We start from the raw sequence: 16,022 nt of genomic DNA, 5'->3' as shown, positions 1-16,022 counted from the left end.
AGGCGCGTCGGCGGGGTGCACGGCCTCATCTTGCAACATCGGGTCCGGCGCGGTCAGCCGGGAGGGGCGGAAGTCTGCCCCTCGTCGACCGGCCGTAACCCTCCCGTCGGCAGATCGACCATTGTGCCGAGTCTCACCCCTCCCCGCAGGTGAGAGACCCGCCAGAATGAGGGGGCGGACCACTGTGGCCCCCGGACGGGGAGAGCTATCGTGTCCGTCCGGCCTGAAGGATGCACCACCCCGATCTGCCCGCCCGCGGTCCGACCCACCGCGGGCAAGACCGCCGCGTAACCCGCGCCCTGGCGGGGCATCACCGGCGTGACCGGTACGGACCGCGAGCTGCCCGGTGCAGCCGCGTAACCGCACCGGCACCACACCACCGCCGCACCGCACACCAGAGACTCGACCGCACGGCAGCCGGTCACGGACCGTTTGCCGTCCCCATCTTGAGGAGCTGCCTGATGTCCGACTTCGTACCCGGACTCGAGGGAATCATCGCGTTCGAGACGGAGATCGCCGAACCGGATAAGGAAGGCGGCTCGCTCCGTTACCGCGGGGTCGACATCGAAGACCTCGTCGGGAAGGTGTCCTTCGGAAACGTCTGGGGGCTGCTGGTCGACGGGGCGTTCAACCCCGGTCTGCCGCCCGCCGAGCCGTTCCCGATTCCGGTGCACTCCGGCGACATCCGGGTCGATGTGCAGTCGGCGCTCGCCATGCTGGCGCCCGTATGGGGCCTGAAGCCGCTGCTGGACATCGACGAGGCGACGGCCCGTGACAACCTTGCCCGGGCCGCGGTCATGGCCCTGTCGTACGTGGCCCAGTCGGCGCGCGGGCCGGGCCTTCCGATGGTGCCGCAGAAGGAGATCGACAAGGCGGAGACCGTCGTGGAGCGCTTCATGAAGCGCTGGCGCGGGGAGCCCGACCCCCAGCACGTCAAGGCCGTCGACGCCTACTGGACCTCGGCCGCCGAACACGGCATGAACCCCTCCACCTTCACCGCCCGGTCCATCGCCTCCACGGGCGCGGATGTGGCGGCCGCGCTGTCCGGCGCGGTCGGCGCGATGTCCGGTCCGCTGCACGGCGGCGCGCCCTCCCGCGTCCTCGGCATGATCGAGGAGATCGAGCGGTCCGGCGACGCAGCCGCGTACGTCCGGCGGGCCCTGGATGCGGGCGAGCGGCTGATGGGCTTCGGCCACCGCGTCTACCGTGCCGAGGACCCGCGGGCGCGAGTGCTGCGGCGGACCGCCAGGGAACTGGGCGCCCCGCGCTTCGAGATCGCCGAGGCCCTGGAGAAGGCCGCGCTGGAGGAGCTGCGCAGCCGCCGCCCCGACCGTGTGCTGGCCACCAACGTCGAGTTCTGGGCGGCCATCGTCCTGGACTTCGCCGAGGTCCCCGCGCACATGTTCACCTCGATGTTCACCTGTGCCCGTACGGCCGGCTGGAGCGCACACATCCTGGAGCAGAAGCGGACGGGCCGACTGGTGCGACCGTCGGCCCGGTACGTGGGGCCTGCGGCGCGTGGCCCGGAGGAGATCGCGGGCTTCGAGGGCCTCTCGGCGCGTTGATCCCACGTTTTTGGCTTTCCCGCCGTGGTGGTGTCTCGCCGTTGCGCCTGCGGCGGGCGGGTGGGTGTCGGGTGCGGTGACGGGCCTCCGGGGCCGGTGTGTGGGACTGCTTCGCTTTACGTCCCACACACCGGCCCCTCCGGCCCGTCCCCTCCCGTGAGTGGAGAAAGTAAAAGTGGGTGGGGGCGAGCCACCGACGTGACCGTTTCCATGTGATCCACGAGGCGCGCTGGACCACCTACGAGCACCCCCACCGGCCTTCCCCACCCCCCAACGGGAGGGGACGCGCCGCAGGACGAAGTCCGGAGGAGCGGCACCGCACCCGACAGCCCCGCGCAGCGACCGCAAGCCCGCCGCAGGCGCAACGGCGAGCAAGCCGACAACGTGGGGCGCAAAGCGCAGCGGAGAGGCGCAACGGCGAACAACCACCACGGCGGGACAGCCAAAAACGCAGGAAGACAGCTACTTGCTCAAGAGGCCATCAATGATCTTGGCCCACTGTTCGACCACCCGGTCGCGGCGGGCCGAGTCATCGGTCAGCAGGTTGGCGAGCCCCAAGCCCCGGGCCATATCCAGCAGTCCCTGGACCGTCTCCCGGACGCCGGGCACCGCCTCGTCGGCGTCCAGCAAGGTCACGGCCGTACGGTGGGCCTCCCGGCCGACGCGGGCCTCCAGGGCGGTGACCCGGTCACGCAGCTGGTCCTCGTCGGAGGCGGCCACCCACAGGTGCAGCGCGGCGCGGAACAGCGGTCCCGTGTAGAGGCCGACGAGCTCCTCGACGATGATCCAGGTGCGGGCCACGGAGCCGGCCGGCGGCAGGTTGTGGGCGACCGCCTTGACCGCGCTCTGCCGCTTCTCCGCGACATGTTCGACGGCCGCGGTGAAGAGGTCCTCGCGGGTACGGAAGTGGTGCTGGGCCGCGCCGCGCGAGACGCCTGCCCGCTCGGCGACCACGGAGACCGTGCTGCCGCTCCAGCCGCGCTCGGCCAGACAGGAGACGGCGGCCTCCAGCAGTTTGAGGCGGGTGGCGCGGCTGCGTTCCTGCTGGGGCCGTTTGGGGCCGCGGTCGGGGGTCAGCGCGCCCATGCCGGGGCCCGCCGTTCCAGGAAGGCGGTCATGCCCTCGCGGGCCTCGGCGGAGCCGAAGAGCCGCGCGGACTGTTCGGCGAGCGCCTCGGTGTCGCGGTCGAAGGCGGCGAGCACCTGCGCGGTGACCAGCTTCTTCGATTCGGCCAGGCCCTGCGGGGAGCCCTTGCGCAGCCCGTCCAGTACGGGGGCGAGCCCGGTGTCGACGTCGTCGGCCGCGAGCGTGACCAGGCCGATCCTGGCCGCCTCCGCCGCGCCGAACTTCTCGCCGGTCAGGTAGTAGCGGCCCGCGGCGCGCGGGTCGAGTCGCGGCAGCAGCGGCAGGGAGATGACGGCGGGGGCGAGTCCGAGGCGGGCCTCGGTGAACGCGAACGTGGCGGCCGGCCCGGCCGCGGAGATGTCGCAGGCGCCGAGCAGGCCCAGGCCGCCGGCCCGGACATGCCCGGTGACCCGGGCGACGACCGGTTTGGGCAGCTCCACGATGCTGCGCAGCAGCCGGGCCAGGCCCAGCGGCCCGTCCTTCGCCGCGCCCGAGGTGGCCTCGGAGAGGTCCGCGCCGGCGCAGAACGTGCCGCCCGTGTGCGTGAGCACGACGGCACGCGTGGCGTCGTCGGCCGCGGCGTCCGCGAGCGCCCGGTCCAGTTCGGCCACCAGGCGGGTGGAGAGGGCATTGCGGTTGTGCGGGGAGTCCAGGGTCAGGGTGGTGATGCCGTGTGCGTGGGAACGCGGCACCAGGGGTGTCGCGGGTGTGTCGGTCATCGGGCCGTCGAGCTCCTTTCCCTGGCGCGCAGTTCGCGCCGCAGGATCTTTCCGGTGGTGGCGCGCGGCACGCTCTCCAGGAATTCCACGCGGCGCACTTTCTTGTAGGGGGCGACCTGGTCGGCAACGTACGCGATGACCTCGTCCTCGCTCAGCCGGGCCCCCCGCTGCCGGACCACGAACGCCTTGGGCACCTCGTTGCCGTCCCCGTCCACGACGCCGATGACCGCCGCGTCGGCGATGGCGTCATGTCCGAGCAGCAGCGCTTCGAGATCGGCGGGGGCGACCTGGTAGCCCTTGTACTTGATCAACTCCTTGACGCGGTCGACGACATACAGCCAGCCGTCGCCGTCCGCCCGCCCGACGTCGCCGGTGTGCAGCCAGCCGTCGGGGTCGATCATCGCGTCGGTTTCGGCGGGCCGTCCCAGATAGCCCTTCATGACCTGCGGGCCGCGGATGAGGATCTCGCCGCTCTCCCCCGGCGGCACGTCCTCGCCGCTCTCCAGGGACACCAGGCGCATCTCGGTGTTGGGGATCAGTTTGCCGACGGCGCCCGGCGGCGGGTTCGGCGCGTCGAGCGGTACGACATGGGTGCCGGGCGAGAGTTCGGTCATCCCGTATGCCTGCAGGACCGGCGGCAGGCCCAGCCGCCGGGAGCAGGCCGCGGCCAGCTCGGCGTCCAGCGGCGCCGCGGCGGAGACGAGGTACCGCAGGGAGGAGAGGTCGTAGTCGGCGACCAGGGGGTGTTTGGCCAGGGCGAGCACGATCGGGGGTGCGACATAGACGGCCGTGATGCGGTGTGTCTCGATCGCGGCGAGGAACTGCCGCAGATCGAAGCGGGGCAGCACCACGACGGTGGCGCCGTTGCGCAGCGGGGCGTTCATCAGGGCGGTCAGCCCGTAGATGTGGAAGAAGGGCAGCACGGCCAGCACCCGGTCGTCGGGGCCATTGTCGACCAGCGGGGTCAGCTGGGCGAGGTTGGTGGCGATGCTGCGGTGGGTGAGCATCACGCCCTTGGGGGTGCCGGTGGTGCCGGAGGAGTAGGGCAGTACGGCGAGGTCGTCGGCCGGATCGAGGGTGACGGACGGTTCCGGGTCGGTGCAGGCGAGGAGGTCCTGTACGGAGCGGTGGCCCTCGGCCCGGTCGCAGACGAGGATCTCGGCGATACCGCCGGCCTGCCGTGCGGCGGCGCGGGCGGTGTCCAGCAGCGCCGATACGGTCACGATCCAGCGGGCCCCGGAGTCGCCCAGCTGCTTGGCGAACTCGCCCTCGGTGGCCAGCGGATGGACGGTGGTGACCGCCGCCCCGCAGCGTGAGGCGGCGTAGAAGACGACGGGGAAGAGCACGCTGTTCGGGCTGTGCAGGGCCAGCACCTCGCCCTTGCGGACCCCGGCCGCCGTCAGGGCGGCCGCGAGCCGGCGGGTGAAGTGGTCCAGCCGGTCGTAGCCGAGGGTGGTGCCGTCGAGGCCGTCGATCAGGGCGGGCCGGTCGCCGTACTCCGCCGCCCGCCCGAGGACGGCCTCGTGGATCGGCAGCTCTACGGGTGCGACGTCGGCGTACTCGCTGTGGAAGACGTGGAACACCATGCCTGGGCCTTTCCCTTCGACGGTGGGTACGGCGGGCGGTGCGGGTACGGCGGGACGTGCGGGTACGGCGGGGCGGGTCCGCCCGGCCGGCCCGGGGGAGGCGCCGGCCGGCCCGGGCAGCATGGCGCGCTCAGTACGACTTGGGCAGCCCCAGCGTCTGGTGCGAGACGAAGTTGAGGATCATCTCGCGGCTGACCGGGGCGATCCTCGCCACCCGGGCGGCGGTGATCATCGAGCCGAGGCCGTACTCCTGGGTGAGGCCGTTGCCGCCGAGGGTGTGCACGGCCTGGTCGACGGCGTGGACCGCGGCCTCGGCCGCCGCGTACTTGGCCATGTTGGCGGCCTCCCCCGCGCCCATGTCGTCGCCCGCGTCGTAGAGGTGCGCCGCCTTCTGCATCATCAACCGGGCGAGTTCCAGCTCGATATGGGCCTGGGCGAGCGGATGGGCGACGGCCTGGTGGGCGCCGATGGGCTCCTTCCACACCTGGCGGGTACGGGCGTAGTCGACGGCCCGGTCGAGGGCGTAGCGGCCCATCCCCAGGGCGAACGCGGCGGTCATGATCCGCTCCGGGTTGAGCCCCGCGAACAGCTGCAGCAGCCCGGCGTCCTCGTCGCCGACCAGCGCCTCGGCGGGCAGCCGCACGTCGTCCAGGGTCAGCTCGAACTGCTTCTCCGGGGCGGCCAGTTCCATCGCGATCGGGCTGCGGCCGAAGCCGGGTGTCTCGCGCGGGACGATGAACAGGCAGGGCTTGAGGCGGCCGGTGCGTGCGTCCTCGGTGCGACCGACGATCAGGGTCGCGTCGGCGATGTCGACGCCCGAGATGAACACCTTGCGGCCGTTGAGGACCCAGTCCTCGCCGTCCTTGCGGGCCGTGGTCGTGATGCGGTGCGAGTTGGACCCGGCGTCGGGTTCGGTGATGCCGAAGGCCATCGTGCGGGAGCCGTCGGCGAGGCCCGGGAGCCAGGTCCGCTTCTGCTCCTCGGTGCCGAACCGGGCGAGGACGGTGCCGCAGATGGCGGGCGAGACGACCATCATCAGCAGCGGACAGCCCGCCGCGCCCAACTCCTCAAGCACGAGGGAGAGTTCGACGATGCCGCCGCCTCCGCCGCCGTACTCCTCGGGGAGATTGACGCCGAGGTAGCCGAGCTTGGCGGCCTCCGCCCAGAGTTCGTCGGTGTGCTTGCCCTCGGCCACGACTCGGGCGAAGTATGCGCGGCCGTAGCGCTTGCCGAGCGCGGCGACGGCCTCGCGCAGGGCGCGGTGTTCCTCGGTCTCGATCACAGGGTTGCTCATGGCGGTCACGGCTCCTTGTGTGCGGTGGGTGAGGTGCGGGTGGTGCGCGTAGGGAGGAGGAGGCCGGCCGGGCCGGGGTCAGCCCGCGTCCGCCACGGTCTCCTCGGCCACGGCCGTCTCGGCCACGACGGCCAGCAGGGCCCCCACCTCGACCTGCTGCCCGGTGTGTACGGGCAGTGCGGTGAGGGTGCCGGCGGCCGGTGCGGTGATCTTGTGTTCCATCTTCATCGCCTCCAGCCACAGCAGCGGCTGCCCCGCCTCGACCCGGTCGCCCTCGGTGAGGCCCGCCGCGATCCGCACGACCGTGCCGGGCATCGGCGCGAGCAGTGAGCCGGGCTCCGTACGGGCGGTGGGATCGGGGAAGCGCGGCAGCACGGTGAAGGCGCAGGAGCCGGTGGCACCCCCGCCGGGCGGAGGCGGCGCGTCGACATGGACCCGGTCGCCGTAGCGGGCGACCGCGAACTGCCGCCGCAGTCCGTCGACTTCGAGCACCACCTCGTCCGGTCCCAGGGCGAGCAGCCGTACGCCGGGGAAGCCCTCGGCCGACAGCCCGTCCCGGCCGAGCCGGTAGCGGACCTCGTAGGTGGCGCCCGCGCAGGAGTAGGTCTTGACCTGCGGCCCGGAGGGGACGTTGCGAAAGCCCCCGAAGCGGGAGCGGCCGTGAGTGTCGGCGAGGGCCGCGGCGAGCGCGAAGACGCCCGCCGCACCGTCGCCGGCCTTGGTCAGCGCGGCGAGGTTGCGGTCGTAGAAGCCGGTGTCCAGTGCGCCGGGGTCGGTGAACTCCGGGTGGCGCAGGGACCGTACGAGCAGCTCGCGGTTGGTGACGGGGCCGTGGATACGGGCCCGCTCCAGGGCGCCCGCCAGCTTCCGTACGGCTTCGTCGCGGCTCGGCGCCCAGGCGATGACCTTGGCGAGCATCGGGTCGTAGTGGACGCCGATGGTGTCGCCGTCGGTCACTCCGGAGTCCAGCCGGACGCCGTCGGGCAGCGCCAGCCGGTGCAGGGTGCCGGTCTGCGGCTGCCAGCCGGCCGCCGGGTCCTCGGCGTACAGCCGCGCCTCCACGGCGTGGCCGTGCGTCCGGGGCGGTTCGGCGTCCAGGGGGCGGCCCTCGGCGATGCTCAGCTGGAGGGCGACCAGATCGAGGCCGTGGACCGCCTCGGTGACCGGGTGCTCGACCTGGAGGCGGGTGTTCATCTCCAGGAAGTACGCCCGCCCGTCCGCGGAGACCAGGAACTCCACGGTGCCCGCGCCCCGGTAGCCGATGGCGCGGGCGGCCTGCTCCGCGGCCCGGTGGAGGGTGCTGCGCAGTTCCTCGGACAGCCCGGGGGCCGGGGCCTCCTCGATGACCTTCTGGTGGCGGCGCTGGAGGGAGCAGTCGCGGGTGCCGAGCGTCCAGACCGTCCCGTGCGCATCGGCGAGGATCTGCACCTCGACATGGCGCCCGCCCACGACATACGGCTCGACGAACACCTCCCCGTCCCCGAACGCGGACGCCGCCTCGGCCGCCGCCGCCGTCAACTCCCCTTCGAGTGCCGACAGTTCGCCGACCACTCGCATGCCGCGGCCGCCGCCGCCCGCCGCCGCCTTCACCAGCAGCGGCAGATCGGCCTCGGTGGCCCGTCCGGGGTCGACGGGGGCCAGCAACGGCACCCCGGCCTCGGCCATCAGCTCCTTGGCCCGCGTCTTGGACGCCATGGCCTCGATCGCGGCGGGCGGCGGCCCGATCCAGGCCAGCCCCGCGCCGGCCACCGCCGCGGCGAACCCGGCGTTCTCGGAGAGGAAGCCGTAGCCGGGGTGGACCGCGTCGGCGCCCGCGGCCCGCGCGGCCCGCACGAGCAGGTCGCCGCGCAGATAGGTGTCGGCCGGGGCGTCGCCCGGGAGCCGTACGGCGGTATCCGCCTCACGGACGTGCGGGGCACCGGCATCCGCCTCCGAGTGCACGGCGACGGTGGAGATGCCCAGCTCACGGCAGGTGCGGAAGACCCGGCGGGCTATTTCGCCGCGGTTGGCGACGAGTACGGAACGGATCACTTCTGCCTCACATCCGGAAGATGCCGAAGCCGCCCCGCGCGCCCTCGACCGGGGCGTTGTGGAGGGCCGACAGACACAGGCCGAGGACGGTCCGGGTGTCGCGCGGGTCGATGACACCGTCGTCGTAGAGCCGCCCCGACAGGAACATCGGCAGCGACTCCGACTCGATCTGCTGCTCGACCATGGCGCGCAGCCCGGCGTCGGCCTCGTCGTCGTAGGGCTGCCCCTTGGCCGCGGCCGAGGCGCGGGCGACGATCGACAGCACCCCGGCCAGCTGCTGCGGCCCCATGACGGCGGACTTGGCGCTCGGCCAGGCGAACAGGAACCGGGGGTCGAAGGCGCGGCCGCACATGCCGTAGTGCCCGGCGCCGTACGACGCCCCCATGAGGACGGACAGGTGCGGGACCTTGGAGTTCGACACCGCGTTGATCATCATCGCGCCGTGTTTGATGATGCCGCCCTGCTCGTACTCCTTGCCGACCATGTAGCCGGTGGTGTTGTGGAGGAAGAGCAGCGGGATGTCGCGCTGGTTGGCCAGCTGGATGAACTGTGCGGCCTTCTGGGACTCCTCGCTGAAGAGCACGCCCTGGGCGTTGGCGAGGATGCCGACCGGGTAGCCGTGCAGCTCGGCCCAGCCGGTCGCCAGGCTCGGCCCGTAGAGCGGTTTGAACTCGTCGAAGTCCGAGCCGTCCACGATCCGGGCGATGACCTCGCGCGGGTCGAACGGTGCCTTGAGGTCGCCGGGGACGATGCCGAGCAGCTCCTCCTCGTCGTACTCCGGCGGGGCGGCCGGGCCCGGATCGGGCTGTGCCTTGCGCCAGTTGAGGCGGGTGACCACCCGCCGGGCCTGGCGCAGGGCATCCGGCTCGTCCACCGCGAAGTAGTCCGCGAGTCCGGAGGTGCGGGCGTGCATCTCGGCGCCGCCCAGCGACTCGTCGTCGCTCTCCTCGCCGGTCGCCATCTTCACCAGCGGCGGGCCGCCGAGGAACACCTTCGCGCGCTCCTTGACCATGATCACGTGGTCGGACATCCCGGGGACGTAGGCGCCGCCCGCGGTCGAGTTGCCGAAGACCACGGCGACGGTCGGGATGCCGGCCGCGGACAGCCGGGTGAGGTCCTTGAACAGCGCCCCGCCCGGGATGAAGATCTCCTTCTGGCTGGGCAGGTCGGCGCCGCCGGACTCGACGAGCGAGATCACCGGCAGCCGGTTGGCGAAGGCGATCTCATTGGCCCGCAGCGCCTTCTTCAGCGTCCAGGGGTTGCTGGCGCCCCCGCGCACCGTCGGGTCGTTGGCGGTGATCAGGCACTCCACGCCCGCTACGGTGCCGATGCCGGTGACCAGCGAGGCACCGACCGGGTACTCGGGGGAGGCGCTGCCCCAGGCCGCGAGCGGCGACAGCTCCAGGAAGGGCGTATCGGGGTCGACGAGCAGTTCGATCCGCTCCCGGGCGAGCAGCTTGCCGCGCCCCCGGTGCCGGGCGACGTACTTCTCCCCGCCGCCCGCGGTCGCCTTGGCGTGTTCCGCCTCGACCTCCGCCAGCTTCGCGAGCATCGCCCCACGACGCTCCGCGTACTCGGCACCCGCCGGGTCGAGCCCGGTTGCGAGTACGGTCACCACAACACCTCCGGTATGTCCATGTGCCGCGCGCGCAGCCACTCCCCCACGGCCTTGGCCTGCGGGTCGAACCGGGCCTGGGCCGCGACGCCCTCGCCGAGCAGTCCGTCGACGACGAAGTTGAGCGCGCGCAGATTCGGCAGTACGTGCCGGTCGACCGGCAGTTCGGCGGTCTCCGGCAGCAGTTGCCGGAACCGCTCGACGGTCAGCTCATGTGCCAGCCACCGCCAGGCCTGGTCGGTACGGGCCCACACCCCGACGTTCGCCGAGCCGCCCTTGTCGCCGCTGCGGGCACCGGCGACCCGGCCGAGGGGCCCGCGCCGGGTGGCCCCGGCGGGCAGCGGCTCGGGGAGCGCCGCATCGGGCAGTCTCCTCAACTCCTGTGCATCGGGCGCGGGTTGGACGTCGATTCGGGTGCCGTCCGCCAGTACGGCCACATGCGGCACCTCGGCCGCGTCCACCGCCACCGCCTCGAAGACCCCGTAGGGGGTGCCCTTGCCGGGCGGCGCGGTGACATGGAAGCCGGGGTAGCTGGCCAGCGCCAGCTCGATGGCGGCGCCGCTGACCACCCGCCCCACCGCATCCTGGTCGGCGTCCCGCACCACCAGCCGCAGCAGTGCGCTGGCCTCCTCCTGGACCTCCGCGTCCTCCCGGTCGGTGCGGGCCAGCGTCCAGCGCACCTCGGCCGGGCGGTGCCCCGCCGCGTCGAAGGCCGCCGCCATCTGCCGGCGGACCAGCACGGCCTTGGCCGTCACGTCCAGCCCGGTCAGGACGAAGGTGACCTCGTTGCGCCAGCCGCCGAGGCGGGTCAGCCCGGTCTTGAGGGTCGGCGGCGGCGCCTCGCCGCGCACCCCGTCGATCCGGACCCGGTCCGGCCCCTCCTCCACCAGCCGCACGGTGTCCAGCCGCGCCGTCACATCGGGCCCGGCGTAGCGGGCACCGGCCGTCTCGTACAGCAGTTGGGCGGTGACCGTGCCGGTGGTGACCGCGCCGCCGGTCCCCGGGTGCTTGGTGATCACCGAGCTGCCGTCGGCGGCGATCTCGGCGAGCGGGAAGCCGGGCCGCAGCAGGTCGTGGGCGCCGAAGAAGGAGTAGTTGCCGCCGGTGGCCTGGGTGCCGCATTCGAGGACGTGTCCGGCGACCACCGCCCCGGCCAGCTGGTCCAGATCCTGCGGCCGCCAGCCGAAGTGCGCCTGGGCCGCGCCGCTGACCAGCGCGGCATCGGTGACCCGCCCGGTCACCACCACATCGGCACCGGCCCGCAGACATGCCGCGATCCCCCCGCCGCCCAGATAGGCGTTGGCGGTCAGCACGCCCTCGCCCCACCCCCCGCGCGCCAGCAGATCATCGCCCTCCACATGTGCCACGCGTACGGGCACCCCGACCTTGTCCGCCAACTCCCGTACGGCATCGGCGAGTCCGGCAGGGTTCAGTCCGCCCGCGTTGGCGACGATCCGCACCCCGCGCTCGACGGCCAGCCCGAGCCCGTCCGCCAGCTGCCGCAGAAAGGTCTTGGCGTATCCGCGCGTGGGGTCCTTCAGACGGTCCCGGCCGAGGATCAGCATGGTCAGCTCGGCGAGATAGTCGCCGGTCAGGACGTCGAGAGGCCCGCCGGTGAGCATCTCGCGCAAGGCGTCGAAGCGGTCGCCGTAGAAGCCGGAGGCGTTGCCGACGCGGAGGATGGCGGGGTCGGCGCCCAAGGGGCGTACGGGCTCCGGGTCGTCCGCTCGGCCCGTGGCGTTCACGGGGCGGGCGCCGCTCATGAGGCGTCGCCCTTCCCGGACGGCTCCCGGCCCTTCCCCGGCGGGCCCGCGAAGGCCTGGGCGATCCCCAGCCAGCGTTCCGCGTCCGCCCCTTCGGTCCGCAGGGACGGCAGATCGGCGCGGTGCGCCCGCTGGGTCACCAGCAGACAGAACTCCAGCGCGTCCCCGGTCACCCGCTGCCCGGCCTCCGGCGGCCCGTACTCCCACACGGTGCCGTCCGGCGCCCGCAGTTCGACCCTGAACTCCTCGTCGGGCGGGGCGAGTTGATGCGTCGCATAGGCGAAGTTGCGGGTCCGCACCCCGATCCGGGCGATATGCCGCAGCCGGGCGGTGGGGAGCCGGACGACACCCAGCGCATCGGCGATGTCCTGCCCGTGCGCCCAGGTCTCCATCAGCCGCGCGGTGGCCATCGACGCCACGCTCATCGGCGGGCCGTACCAGGGCAGCTTCTCGCCCGTCGGGCGTGCGGCGAGCACCCGCAGCAGCTCCTCGCGGCCGTCGCGCCAGCCGGCGAGCAGCTCGGCGGGCGGGGCCTTCGCTCCCGCCTCGGCGGCCTCGTCGACGAAGGTCAGCGGCGCGGCGAACGCCTCCTGGACGGCCCGCGTGAACCCCTCAGGGTCGGTGGCCGACAGCAGCGCCTGCCGGTCGGTCCAGGCCAGATGGGCGATCTGGTGGGTGACGGTCCAGCCCTCGGCGGGCGTCGGGGCCGCCCAGCGCTCGGCCGACAGCCCGGCGACCAGCGCGTCCAGCCCCTCGCTCTCCGCCCTGAGATCCGCCAGTACGGCGCCGGGATCGGACACGCGACACTCCCCTCATCGACCCGACTGCCGTGGCAGCGGGGCATGTTGGCATGCGGCGATGGCCGCGGCGGAGCGCTGCGGCCATGCGGTGCGGTGTGGTGCGGGTGCGCTCCGAGCGTGGCAGCGCACCCAGAAACAATCAAGCACGCCTGCATGATTTTCTGTTCCGCCGCCGCCTTTGAGACATGGCCGCCGGCCGGGGGTCAGTAGGCCGTCCCCTCCGGGACGACCGGTTCGAGGCGGATCTCGGCGGCCCGCGTGAGGGCCAACACGTCGCCGTGCTCGGCGACTTCGATCCGGTGCCGGCGTCCGGCGGGAAGGGTGACGGCGGTACCCGGGTCCCGGACGGCGCGTTCCCGGTCACGAACAACGGGCCCGCCACGCAACGGGAGAGGTCCGTCGGGCCGTCGTCGGCGTACGGGGGCCGTCATCGGAGCCGGGCGGTAGGGGCGTCGTCAGCGCGACCCGTACAGGCGTCGTCAGCGCGCCCCTACGGGCTTCGTCAGCACGCCCCGTACAGGCATCTCAGCGCGACCCGTACGGGGCGGCCCGAGGGCGCCGCAGCGGGACGCGGCTCAGTGCGAGCCCGCCCCCGCGCTCCGTACCGCCCCCACACTCGCGACCACGACCAGCCCGATCGCCAGTACTTCGGCCCAGCCCAGCGCCTGGTGCAGGACGAGGAACCCGGCGGTGGCCGCGGCGGCCGGCTCCAGGCTCATCATCACGGCGAAGCCGGAGGCCGGGAGCTTGCGCAGGGCGAGCAGTTCCAGGGTGTAGGGCATGACGGACGACATCAGGGCGACCGCGGCGCCCAGCCCCACCGTGACCGGATTCAGCAGGGCGCTGCCCGCACTGACGATGCCGAACGGCAGGCTCAGCAGCGCCGCGACGGTCATCGCCAGCGCCAGCCCGTCCGCCTGCGGGAAGCGCTGTCCCGTACGGGCGGAGAGCAGGATGTAGGCGGCCCACAGACCACCGGCGGCCAGCGCGAACGCCGCGCCGGTGAGGTTGAGCCCGTCGAAACCCTCGCGCCCCAGCAGCACCACGCCGCCCAGCGCCAGCGCCGCCCACACCAGGCTCAACAGCCTGCGCGAGGTCGCCACCGACAGGATCAGCGGCCCGAGGAACTCCAGGGTGACCGCGGCCCCCAGCGGAATGCGGTCGATCGCCTGGTAGAAGAGCGAGTTCATGCCGGCCAGGGCGACGCCGAAGGCGAGCACCGTGGCCCAGTCGCCCCGCGAGTGGCCACGCAGCTTGGGTCGGCAGACGAGCAGCAGCACCAGAGAGGCGACGACCAGCCGCAGCGTGACCACACCCAGCGCACCGGCCCGCGGGAAGAGCAGCACGGCCACCGACGAGCCGAACTGCAGCGAGACGATCCCGCCGATGACCAGCGCCACCGAAGCGAGCCGCCCGCGCGCACCCGACGCCCCGGCGGTCCCGGCCTGGGCCTCCGCCGTCAGCACCTCGGGCGACGGCGGTACGGGATGCGGAATCCCCCCGTCCGCGGTCGGCACGGTGGGGACGGGAGAGGCAGAAACTCGGCCATCGGGGTTCTCGGGCGAAGCGTTCACGCCACCACGCTACGGGGCCTTCTTCCGGTCCGTGAAATGCGCGTTTCCCTGTTGTTATGCTCCGCACGCATGAGCATCGAGCTGCGTCATTTCCGCTGCTTTCTCGCCATCGCCGACACCCTGAGCATCACCCGCGCCGCCGAGCGCCTCCATCTGACCCAGCCGGCCGTCTCCCGCACCCTGCGCCAGCTGGAGCAGGAGAGGGGCGTCCGCCTCGTCGACCGCTCCACCCACCACCTCGCGCTCACCCCCGACGGCCTCTCCTTCCGCGACCAGGCCGCGATCGCGGTGACCGCCTTCGACCGGGCGCTCGGCCACGCACCCCACACCGCCTGGCCGCTCCGTCTGGGCCACGCCTGGTCGGCCGCGGGTACGGACACCACCGCCCTGCTGCGCCGCTGGCACGAGGAGCACCCGGAAACCCCGCTCGAACTCCTCCGCGTCGACGACCGCACGGCCGGTCTCGCCCGCGGCGATGTGGACGCGGCCCTGCTGCGCGGCGAGGTCCGCGCCCCCGGCCTGATCACCGACCAGCTCGCCACCGAGCCCAGGGTCGCCGGGCTCCCCGCCGATGACCCGCTGGCCCTCCGCACCGCCCTCTCCCTCACCGACCTGACCGACCGCACCATCGCCCTCAACACCGTCTCCGGCACCACCACCCTCGACCTGTGGCCCGCGTCGGCCCGCCCCGCCTCGACGATCACCATCGGCAACACCGACGACTGGCTGGCCGCCATCACCGGCGGCCGCGCCGTGGGCGTCACCACCTCCGCCACCGCCGACATGCACCCCCACCCGTCCATGGCCTACGTCCCGCTGACCGACGCCCCGCCCGTCCCGGTGGTCATCGCCTGGCGCGACGGCCCGGGGCATCCACGGATTCCGGACCTGGTCAGGCTGGCCCACGAGGTCATCGGGAGAACGACGGGCGGAGAGGCACCGGGCACCGGAGGAAAGGCACCGCACACCGGCTGAGACGACGCCGGCCGCTGCGGCCCGCATCCCGGATCCCCGTGGGATGCAGCTACCGCCTTCGCTCCATAAGCTCGTAGGAGGAACGCTCACCGACGGGCGGAGAGACCCACCCGGCGCCCTCCGGTGGCGCCCAGCGCCGCCCGGTGCCACTCGGCGTCCCACCGGATGCCGGGCCGGTCGCCCAGCGACGCATCACTCCGGATGCCCAAGCGTCGCTCCCGATGCCCAAGCATGCTCATGCTCCTGATGCGCTGACGTGGAGCCCTTCATGACCACACCGCGGGACCTGTTGTTCGTCGCCATGGACCTGGAATCCAGTCGCACTCTGGAGCGCGGCAGTCTGTCGCTCGCGCTCGCGGGCGCCGAGCTGATCGACCTCCTGGACGCGCAAGCCATCAGCCTGGACGGCGACCGCATCGTGCCGGGCTACCGTCCGGCCGTGGCCGATCGCCTCATGGACGAGGCCGCGTCGTCACTCGACCAACAGCCGCCGTACGAGTCGGTCTACGACTGGCTGTGGCGCAGAGGCCGCGGCCTCGCCACGGCCTACCTCGCCGCCCTCGAGGAGGAAGGGCAGCTCACTCGGCAACCCCGCAGCCGTTGGCTACCCTTCCGGACCGGCGGCCAGATGACGCTGGCCGATTCGCCCGCACGCCGCGGGGCGGCGAGCCGCTGGACCTCGGGCGAGCCCCTCCTCGCCGGCCTTGCGGCGCCCCTCGGAATCCGCGGCGAGCGGACAGAGGAACCTGCGAACGTGGACGACACCGCGGTGGAGACAGTGCTCGCCGCCGTCACCGACGCGGTGAACGAGCTGGAATTCGAACGCCAACGGCGAGCCATCGACGAGGAGGCCTTCAGCAATATCTGGCGAGGCCCGGGCGGATGACGACCGCACGAACGACCTGGTCCGGCCTGCCGGACCACCGCCTCTGCCGACCCTGCCGACCCTGCCGGACTACCGCGCCGGGCAGGCGT

At 73.0% G+C, this 16,022-nt stretch carries 12 protein-coding genes; 3 read left to right on the top strand and 9 right to left on the bottom strand.

Going from position 1 to position 16,022, the window contains the following annotated elements; genetic code table 11:
* Window positions 1-461: 461 nt before the first annotated feature.
* Window positions 462-1,565 carry a citrate synthase 2 gene (locus tag ACWGI6_RS13255; protein ID WP_453267587.1) on the top strand — a complete coding sequence of 368 codons (1,104 nt, stop codon included), beginning with the start codon at window positions 462-464 and terminating at the stop codon, window positions 1,563-1,565.
* A 462-nt stretch (window positions 1,566-2,027) separates the two neighbouring features.
* Here the strand turns inward: ACWGI6_RS13255 and ACWGI6_RS13250 are convergent, their stop codons facing one another.
* The 9 genes from ACWGI6_RS13250 to ACWGI6_RS13210 form a co-directional block, all read right to left on the bottom strand.
* Window positions 2,028-2,651, bottom strand: coding sequence for a TetR/AcrR family transcriptional regulator (locus ACWGI6_RS13250; protein ID WP_453267586.1), 624 nt, complete (start codon window positions 2,649-2,651; stop codon window positions 2,028-2,030).
* Window positions 2,639-3,409 (bottom strand): enoyl-CoA hydratase family protein, encoded by a 771-nt coding sequence (locus ACWGI6_RS13245; RefSeq protein WP_453267585.1) that lies wholly within the window; start codon window positions 3,407-3,409, stop codon window positions 2,639-2,641. Before ACWGI6_RS13245 ends, ACWGI6_RS13250 begins: the two co-directional genes overlap by 13 nt.
* Window positions 3,406-4,995, bottom strand: coding sequence for a 4-coumarate--CoA ligase family protein (locus ACWGI6_RS13240; protein ID WP_453267584.1), 1,590 nt, complete (start codon window positions 4,993-4,995; stop codon window positions 3,406-3,408). The genes ACWGI6_RS13245 and ACWGI6_RS13240 overlap by 4 nt, the downstream gene beginning before the upstream one ends.
* A 130-nt stretch (window positions 4,996-5,125) precedes the next feature.
* The gene (locus tag ACWGI6_RS13235; RefSeq protein ID WP_453267583.1) at window positions 5,126-6,289 is read right to left on the bottom strand and encodes an acyl-CoA dehydrogenase family protein; all 1,164 of its coding nucleotides are present in this window, start codon (window positions 6,287-6,289) and stop codon (window positions 5,126-5,128) included.
* 78 nt (window positions 6,290-6,367) lie between these two features.
* Entirely contained in the window at window positions 6,368-8,320 is a 1,953-nt protein-coding gene (locus tag ACWGI6_RS13230) for an acetyl/propionyl/methylcrotonyl-CoA carboxylase subunit alpha (protein ID WP_453267582.1), read from the bottom strand.
* Window positions 8,321-8,327: 7 nt separating this feature from the next.
* Window positions 8,328-9,935, bottom strand: a complete 1,608-nt coding sequence (locus tag ACWGI6_RS13225) for an acyl-CoA carboxylase subunit beta (protein ID WP_453267581.1) — start codon at window positions 9,933-9,935, stop codon at window positions 8,328-8,330.
* Window positions 9,932-11,698, bottom strand: coding sequence for an acyclic terpene utilization AtuA family protein (locus ACWGI6_RS13220; RefSeq protein WP_453267580.1), 1,767 nt, complete (start codon window positions 11,696-11,698; stop codon window positions 9,932-9,934). Before ACWGI6_RS13220 ends, ACWGI6_RS13225 begins: the two co-directional genes overlap by 4 nt.
* Entirely contained in the window at window positions 11,695-12,498 is an 804-nt protein-coding gene (locus ACWGI6_RS13215; protein WP_453267579.1) for a TIGR03084 family metal-binding protein, read from the bottom strand. Before ACWGI6_RS13215 ends, ACWGI6_RS13220 begins: the two co-directional genes overlap by 4 nt.
* A gap of 575 nt (window positions 12,499-13,073) precedes the next feature.
* Window positions 13,074-13,964, bottom strand: a complete 891-nt coding sequence (locus ACWGI6_RS13210; protein ID WP_453267679.1) for an EamA family transporter — start codon at window positions 13,962-13,964, stop codon at window positions 13,074-13,076.
* Between the two features lie 177 nt (window positions 13,965-14,141).
* Here ACWGI6_RS13210 and ACWGI6_RS13205 point away from each other — a divergent pair, with 177 nt between their 5' ends.
* Both ACWGI6_RS13205 and ACWGI6_RS13200 read left to right on the top strand, forming a co-directional pair.
* A complete protein-coding gene (locus ACWGI6_RS13205; protein ID WP_453267578.1) occupies window positions 14,142-15,047 on the top strand; it encodes a LysR family transcriptional regulator in 906 nt (301 codons plus the stop codon).
* Window positions 15,048-15,315: 268 nt separating this feature from the next.
* Window positions 15,316-15,933 carry a GOLPH3/VPS74 family protein gene (locus ACWGI6_RS13200; RefSeq protein ID WP_453267577.1) on the top strand — a complete coding sequence of 206 codons (618 nt, stop codon included), beginning with the start codon at window positions 15,316-15,318 and terminating at the stop codon, window positions 15,931-15,933.
* The last annotated feature ends 89 nt before the right edge of the window (window positions 15,934-16,022 follow it).

It is taken from the genome of Streptomyces sp. NPDC054786 (assembly GCF_053611685.1).
Note: the sequence above shows the minus strand (reverse complement) of the source record. Positions and strands in the feature narration are given on the sequence as shown.

Coding starts and splice junctions, on each gene's coding strand:
- ACWGI6_RS13255 (WP_453267587.1), top strand. CDS start 462: ATGTCCGACTTCGTACCCGGACTCGAGGGAATCATCGCGTTCGAGACG.
- ACWGI6_RS13250 (WP_453267586.1), bottom strand. CDS start 2,651: ATGGGCGCGCTGACCCCCGACCGCGGCCCCAAACGGCCCCAGCAGGAA.
- ACWGI6_RS13245 (WP_453267585.1), bottom strand. CDS start 3,409: ATGACCGACACACCCGCGACACCCCTGGTGCCGCGTTCCCACGCACAC.
- ACWGI6_RS13240 (WP_453267584.1), bottom strand. CDS start 4,995: ATGGTGTTCCACGTCTTCCACAGCGAGTACGCCGACGTCGCACCCGTA.
- ACWGI6_RS13235 (WP_453267583.1), bottom strand. CDS start 6,289: ATGAGCAACCCTGTGATCGAGACCGAGGAACACCGCGCCCTGCGCGAG.
- ACWGI6_RS13220 (WP_453267580.1), bottom strand. CDS start 11,698: ATGAGCGGCGCCCGCCCCGTGAACGCCACGGGCCGAGCGGACGACCCG.
- ACWGI6_RS13205 (WP_453267578.1), top strand. CDS start 14,142: ATGAGCATCGAGCTGCGTCATTTCCGCTGCTTTCTCGCCATCGCCGAC.
- ACWGI6_RS13200 (WP_453267577.1), top strand. CDS start 15,316: ATGACCACACCGCGGGACCTGTTGTTCGTCGCCATGGACCTGGAATCC.